Here is a 6,717-nt window from a genome sequence, read left to right on the forward strand (position 1 = left end):
CACCCCTTTGTCGAGGTAGCGTTCGCGTGCTGCCTCGGCGGCAGTGGCTATGAGGGCGTCTGTGGTGGTCGGGGTCGGGTGTAGTCGGGTGAGGTGTTCTTCCGCGTCGGAGACGGCGACGATGTCCGCGGCGAGGCGTTCGAGACGTCTGGTGGCCGCCCACAGCACCTGTTTGGTGGTGTCGTCGAAGCTGCGCACACCGTCGTCGATGGCCTCGAGGTAGGAGTCGATGGTGGCCAGCGGGGTGCGCATCTCGTGGCCGAGGTCGGCGAGCATCCGTCGTCTGGTGACGTCGGTGGCAGCGAGACGTCGGGCGAGTTCGTTGACGCTGGTGGCCAGGTCGTCGAACTCTCGGCCGAGCTTGGGGCTGGTCACCCGGGTCGCGTAGTGCCCTTGGGCGATGTCGGCGGTGGTGGTGGTGACCATGGTGACCGAGCGTTGGACTCGGTGGGTGAGGTACCAGGTCGCTGCTAAGGCGAGCAGCACGGCGATGCCCACCGCGAGCCCCCAGGCCAGGATGATCGCGACGGTGAATGCTTCTTCGACGTGGGCGGCTTGGGCGGAGTTGTGATCGATGCCTGCTTGACCGAGGTGGTCGTGGAAGATGCCCGGGGCCAGTGCGGAGGCAACGAGCCACGCGCTGGCTGTGCAGCCGACGACCACGCTGGTCATCGCCAGCAGCAGGCGGGTGCCGAAGTTGACTCCGGCCGCGCGGCGACGGGGGCGGCGGGGGTCGGGCGTGGCCGGTGTTGGTGGCGGGGTGGATCTCATTGGCCTGGTCCCATGCGGTAGCCGACGCCTCTGACCGTGCGCACGTAGCGGCCCACGAAGGCGTCGTCGCCGAGTTTGCGACGCAGGTGGCCGATGTGGACGTCGACCAGGTGGTCATCGCCCACCCAGTTCGGTCCCCACACGGCGGCCATCAATTGTGCGCGGGTGACGACGATCCCGGGGTCGCGGGCCAGGGCGGCGAGGATGTCGAACTCGGTGCGGGTCAGCTCGACGTCGGCACCTCCGACGGTGACCTCTCGCCCGGCGGTGTCGATGGTCAGCTGGCCGATCGAGCGCACATGGGATGGTGTCTTTCCGCCGCCCCCGGTTGTGCCCTGCCGTGGTCGGCGCATCATCGCTTGAATCCGGGCCGAGAGTTCTCGAGGGCTGAACGGTTTGGTCATGTAGTCGTCTGCGCCCACAGACAGTCCGATCAGGGTGTCGACTTCCTCGGTCCGGGCGGTGAGCATGATGATGTAGGCGTCACTGTGGGTTCTGACCTGTCGGCAGACCTCGATCCCGTCCAGCCCGGGCAGGCCCAGGTCGAGAACGATCACATCCGGGGCGTTGCGGCGGGCCAGGTCCACAGCATCCTGGCCGTCCCCGGTGATCGTGACGACAAAGCCGTCGCGCTCGAGATAGGAACCCACCAGATCGGCCAGGGGCTCTTCGTCGTCAACCACCAGCGCCCGCAGCCCGGGAGAATCGGCGCGGCGCGTTCGACGGTCACCGGGGTCACGGAGGAAGGACATACCCGTCATCTTCGCCTCACCGACTGGAGGCCCGTCACCGCGGTGGGGGTCTTGATCGAATCTTCACACGATCTCCATCGAAGCCGCCGGGATGCACAGTCACGATGGCCACTGCAGGCAGACGCGGGAGGTACATCATGGTCGGGTGGGGCGGGTTGGTGCTCGGCACCGTCGTCGTGGCCATCCTGTGGGCCTCGACGATGCTGCTGGTTACCGCGCTGTTCGGCGAGCCGTCTGCGGAGTCGCAGCAGTGACCGGGATGTCGCGGCGAGCATTTCTCCTTGGGTCGGCCCTGGCTGGCGCCGGGGCGTTGGGGGCGTGTGGCCAGTCCGGCCCCTCGGGGGTGCCGGTGGTGGCGTCAGACCCAGTGGTGGGCGAGGTCGAGGCGCAGCGCCAGCGTGCAAGTCAGCGCATCGTCGATGCTCGCTTGTCCCCTCGCCCGGTGGAGGTGGACCTGGGTGGGATCGTGGTCGCCACCTGGGCCTACGGTCCGACCGTGCCGGGTCCCGTCCTGCGGGCCAAAGCCGGTGACCTACTGCGCGTGGAGATCGATAACCAGCTTGATGAGCCGACCAGTGTGCACTGGCATGGCATCGCCCTGCGCAACGATATGGACGGCGTGCCCGGCCTGACCCAGGAGGCGATCGAGCCAGGAGACCGGTTCACCTACGAGTTCACCGTGCCGGATGCCGGTACCCACTGGTATCACTCGCATTCCGGGCTGCAGCTCGACCGGGGCCTGTACGGCCCGCTGATCATCGACGACCCGGCCGAACCGGGGGACTTCGACCATGAATGGGTGGTCGTCATCGATGACTGGCTCGACGGCATCGACGGCACCCCTAACGACGCGGCCCGCGCCTTGGGCATCGACACTCCGGGGCCTCAAGGTCGCGCCCCGGGCCACGGCCGAATGCACGACGGTCCAGATCATCAAAGTATGAACTCCCGGTTGCTCGGCGCCGCCGGCGACGTCAGCTATCCGCACTTTCTGCTCAATGGGAAGATTCCCGCCGACCCGGTCCGGTGGATCGCCAGACCGGGGCAGCGGGCGCGGATCCGGTTCATCAACGCCGGCGCCGACACGTTCTTCCGTGTCGCCGTCGGCGGGCACACGATGACCGTCACCCACACCGACGGCTTTCCCACCGCACCGCACCAGACAGAATCGATCCTGCTCGCGATGGGCGAGCGAGTCGACGTCCTGGTCACCTTGGCCGACGGCGTGTTCCCGGTGTTCGCCGAGGCTGAGGGCAAGAACGGTCACGCCTTCGCTATCGTGCGCACCGGTTCCGGCGATCTGCCCGACGATCCCCGTCCCATCGAACTCGACCGGCGGGTGCTGCTTCCGGCAGACCTGAACCCGGCGCCGGCATCGCGCCTGACAGACCAGGGTCATGACCGTTATCTCAGCGTCGACCTGGGCGGCGGGATGATGCCCTATCGCTGGACCCTCAACGGGCAGGCTCATCCCGACACCACACCGCTGGAGGTCTCCCGCGGTCAGCGGGTTCGGATGCGGCTGCGCAACATGTCCGACATGGCCCACCCGATGCATCTGCACGGTCACACCTTCGCCCTTGCCGATAGTGGGCTGCGCAAAGACACCGTCACTCTCCGACCTATGCGCACCGCGGAGATCGAATTCGACACCGACAACCCCGGCCAATGGGCCTTGCACTGCCACAACGCCTATCACATGGAGGCCGGAATGATGACGACCCTGTCCTACCTAGCCTGACCGCCACTGCGGTCACCAACCCGAAAGGCGCTCCACCACCATGACCCGCACCACCATGCTGATCCCCGCCACCCTGATCGCGGCCACGCTGGCTCTATCAGCCTGCACAGACAACACCGAAGACAGCTCGACCGCGTCCCTCACGTCAACCAGCACATCCGCACCCGCGACAGACACCGCCGCCGCCTCTCAAAGCGAGGCCACACATGGCGGCCAAGGGGGCCACGATGGCATGGAACATCCCGCGGACGGCGGCCCGGTGCCCGAGGGCATGGCGCAGGCCACTGATCCGACCTACCCGGTCGGCACCGAGGTCACGCTGACGGCCGACCACATGGAGGGCATGAACGGTGCCATCGCCACCATCGTCGGCGCGTACGACACCTACACCTACGCAATCGACTACACCCCCACCGACGGCAAAGATCCCGTGCTCAACCACAAGTGGGTCGTCCAGGAAGAGCTCAAGGACGCGGGCGACGACCGTCTCGACGATGGCACCGAAGTGACCGTGACCGCCGACCACATGCACGGCATGGGCGGCGCAACGGCGATGATCGCGTCCTCGACCGACGAGACCGTCTATGTCGTGGACTACGAGGCTGACGGGATGACGATGACGAACCACAAGTGGGTCGTCGAAAGTGAGATCAAGCCGGCGTCCTAGGCAACAGGTACCGGGCTTCGAGGGACGGACAGACTATGAACGACCAGCACACCCATCACGGAGCCGCCGGGGCCCAGACCCGCGAGCAGGGCGGTCACCACACGCACGACGAGCACTCGGCACACCAGTCTCACGGCGGGCACGAGAACCATAGTGGCCACGACGATGCAGGCCATGGCGGGCACGCGGATCATGTCGCCCAGTTCCGGCGACTGTTCTGGATCACCCTCGTCCTGGCGGTCCCAGTGGTGGCGTTCAACGACATGTTCGCCCACCTCATCGGCTACGACCTGCCCGACGCCCGGTGGGTGTGGTGGGTCTCCCCCGCCCTGGGCACCGTGGTCTACTTCTGGGGCGGCAGGCCGTTCCTGACCGGGGCCGTGTCCGAGATCCGCGCTCGCCAGCCCGGCATGATGCTGCTCATCGGGTTGGCCATCACCGTGGCGTTCCTCGCGTCCTGGGGCGCGAGCCTGGGCGTGCTCGACCACGCGCTGAACTTCTGGTGGGAGCTGGCCCTGCTGGTGGTCATCATGCTGCTGGGCCACTGGATCGAGATGCGCTCGCTGGCGCAGACCACCTCCGCACTGGACTCGCTGGCGGCGTTGCTGCCGGATGAGGCGGAGAAGGTCGACGGCGAGAACGTCGTCACCGTCGCCCCGGCCGACCTGGTGGTCGGGGACGTGGTGGTCGTCCGCCCCGGGGCGTCGGTACCCGCCGACGGGCAGATCGTCGACGGCTCGGCCAGCATGGACGAATCCATGGTCACCGGCGAATCCCAGGCGGTCCGCCGCGGCATCGGCGACCACGTCGTCGCCGGCACGGTGGCCACCGACTCGGGCCTGCGCGTCGAAGTCACCGCCATCGGTGAGGACACAGCGCTGGCCGGGATTCAGAAACTGGTCACCGACGCACAGGCCTCGTCCTCTCGCGCCCAGCGCCTCGCCGACACCGCCGCCGGGTGGCTGTTCTGGTTCGCCCTCGCCTCGGCCGTGATCACTGCCGCCGTCTGGAGCGTGCTCGGCCTGCCCGACGCGGCGGTGGTGCGCACGGTCACCGTGCTGGTCATCGCCTGCCCCCACGCTCTCGGCCTGGCGATCCCCCTGGTCGTGTCGATCGCGACCGAACGCGCCGCCCGCGGCGGCGTCCTGATCAAAGACCGACTCGCGCTCGAGTCGATGCGCACCATCGACGCCGTCCTGTTCGACAAGACCGGAACCCTGACCAAGGGCGAACCCACCGTCACCGCAATTGAACCGACAGACGGTCACACCGCCAACGAGGTACTCGCCCTGGCCGCTGCCGCCGAAAGCGACAGTGAGCATCCACTCGCCAGAGCCGTCGCCGGGGCCGCACGGGCCCGCGACCTCACCGTGTCGACGGCGACCGACTTCTCCTCCTCCCCCGCCGTGGGCGTCAAGGCCACCGTGGACGGCACCGTTATCGAGGTCGGCGGCCCCTATCTTCTCGATCAGCACGGCCGCGATGAACTGCCCGTCGCCGACCAGTGGCGCACGCAAGGGGCGATCATCCTGCACGTCCTCGCCGACGGCCGGGTCATCGGCGCACTGCGGCTGGCCGACGAAATCCGGCCAGAATCCCGCGCGGCTGTCGACGCCCTGCACGACGCTGGAGCTCTCGTCGTCATGATCACCGGCGACGCGAAAGCCGTGGCCGACACCGTCGCCGCCGACCTCGGCATCGACCGGGTCTTCGCCGGGGTCCGGCCAGAAGACAAGGCCGCCAAGGTCGCCGAACTGCAGTCCGAAGGCAAGAAGGTCGCCATGGTCGGCGACGGGGTCAACGACGCCCCCGCACTGGCCCAGGCCGACGTCGGCATCGCCATCGGCGCCGGCACCGACGTGGCGATCGGCTCCGCCGGCGTCATCCTCGCCAGCTCCGATCCCCGTTCCGTCCTCGCGGTCATCGAGCTGTCCCGGGCGAGCTACCGCAAGATGAAGCAGAACCTGTGGTGGGCCGCCGGCTACAACCTCGCCGCCGTGCCCCTGGCCGCCGGGATCCTCACCCCGATCGGGTTCGTCCTCCCCATGAGCGTCGGCGCCATCCTCATGTCACTGTCCACCGTCGTCGTCGCCCTCAACGCCCAACTGCTCCGCCGACTCGACCTGCGCCCCGAGCACCTCACCACCACCAAGAAGCGAGAATTCCAAGTATGACCACCACCCACCCCACACCCCGACGAACCGCGATCGCCCTCCTCGCCGCCGGCTCCCTCGCCCTGGCCAGCTGCTCAACCGATAACGACCCAGCCCAAGAAGCAGCCTCGCCTCCAGCGTCCCTAGAGGCCTACGGACTCGCCGGCCTCGACGCACCCCAGATCATCGACAAACTCGACACCATGCCAGTAGCCGACAGACCGGCCGACCTCACCGCCTCGGTACAACCCACCGAACTATCCCTGAACACCGGCAGTGAGGAACTCGCAACGCTGCCCATGCCCGACGACGAGTTCTACCTCTCGGTAGCGCCCTACGAAAACAGAACCCACTCCTGCCACTTCCACAGCCTGACCACCTGCCTCGGCGAGATGGCAGGCGAACAGGTCCACGTCACAGTCACCGACACCACCACCGGCCAGACCCTCATCGACGAGCCGCGCACCACCTACGACAACGGCTTCCTCGGGCTCTGGCTCCCCCGGGACATCACCGCCACCCTGACCATCGACCACGACGGCAAAACAGCCACCTCCCCCATCGCCACCGGGGACCAGGACCTCACCTGCCTGACCACCATGCAAATCGCCTAAACCTGCGGCAGGCAAGACT

At 67.7% G+C, this 6,717-nt stretch carries 6 protein-coding genes; 4 read left to right on the forward strand and 2 right to left on the reverse strand.

Annotation, left to right across the window (positions count from 1 at the left end; translation table 11 throughout):
- Together Q4F73_RS10660 and Q4F73_RS10665 are read right to left on the reverse strand one after the other, a co-directional pair.
- Nucleotides 1-672, reverse strand: a 672-nt coding sequence (locus tag Q4F73_RS10660; RefSeq protein WP_303359329.1) for a histidine kinase dimerization/phospho-acceptor domain-containing protein, incomplete at its 3' end; no start/stop codon positions are given.
- 95 nt (nucleotides 673-767) lie between these two features.
- Nucleotides 768-1,457 carry a response regulator transcription factor gene (locus tag Q4F73_RS10665; RefSeq protein WP_303359330.1) on the reverse strand — a complete coding sequence of 230 codons (690 nt, stop codon included), beginning with the start codon at nucleotides 1,455-1,457 and terminating at the stop codon, nucleotides 768-770.
- A gap of 436 nt (nucleotides 1,458-1,893) precedes the next feature.
- Between Q4F73_RS10665 and Q4F73_RS10670 the strand changes: the two genes are divergently transcribed.
- Genes Q4F73_RS10670 through Q4F73_RS10685 form a run of 4 tightly spaced genes read left to right on the forward strand, consistent with a single transcriptional unit; the run spans nucleotide 1,894 to nucleotide 6,698 of the window.
- The gene (locus Q4F73_RS10670; protein WP_368660524.1) at nucleotides 1,894-3,264 is read left to right on the forward strand and encodes a multicopper oxidase family protein; all 1,371 of its coding nucleotides are present in this window, start codon (nucleotides 1,894-1,896) and stop codon (nucleotides 3,262-3,264) included.
- Between the two features lie 40 nt (nucleotides 3,265-3,304).
- Nucleotides 3,305-3,931, forward strand: coding sequence for a YdhK family protein (locus Q4F73_RS10675; RefSeq protein WP_303359326.1), 627 nt, complete (start codon nucleotides 3,305-3,307; stop codon nucleotides 3,929-3,931).
- Between the two features lie 35 nt (nucleotides 3,932-3,966).
- Nucleotides 3,967-6,105, forward strand: a complete 2,139-nt coding sequence (locus tag Q4F73_RS10680; protein WP_303359327.1) for a heavy metal translocating P-type ATPase — start codon at nucleotides 3,967-3,969, stop codon at nucleotides 6,103-6,105.
- A complete protein-coding gene (locus tag Q4F73_RS10685; protein WP_303359328.1) occupies nucleotides 6,102-6,698 on the forward strand; it encodes a CueP family metal-binding protein in 597 nt (198 codons plus the stop codon). The genes Q4F73_RS10680 and Q4F73_RS10685 overlap by 4 nt, the downstream gene beginning before the upstream one ends.
- Nucleotides 6,699-6,717 lie beyond the last annotated feature (19 nt).

This window comes from Corynebacterium sp., from assembly GCF_030535495.1.
GTDB lineage: Bacteria > Actinomycetota > Actinomycetes > Mycobacteriales > Mycobacteriaceae > Corynebacterium.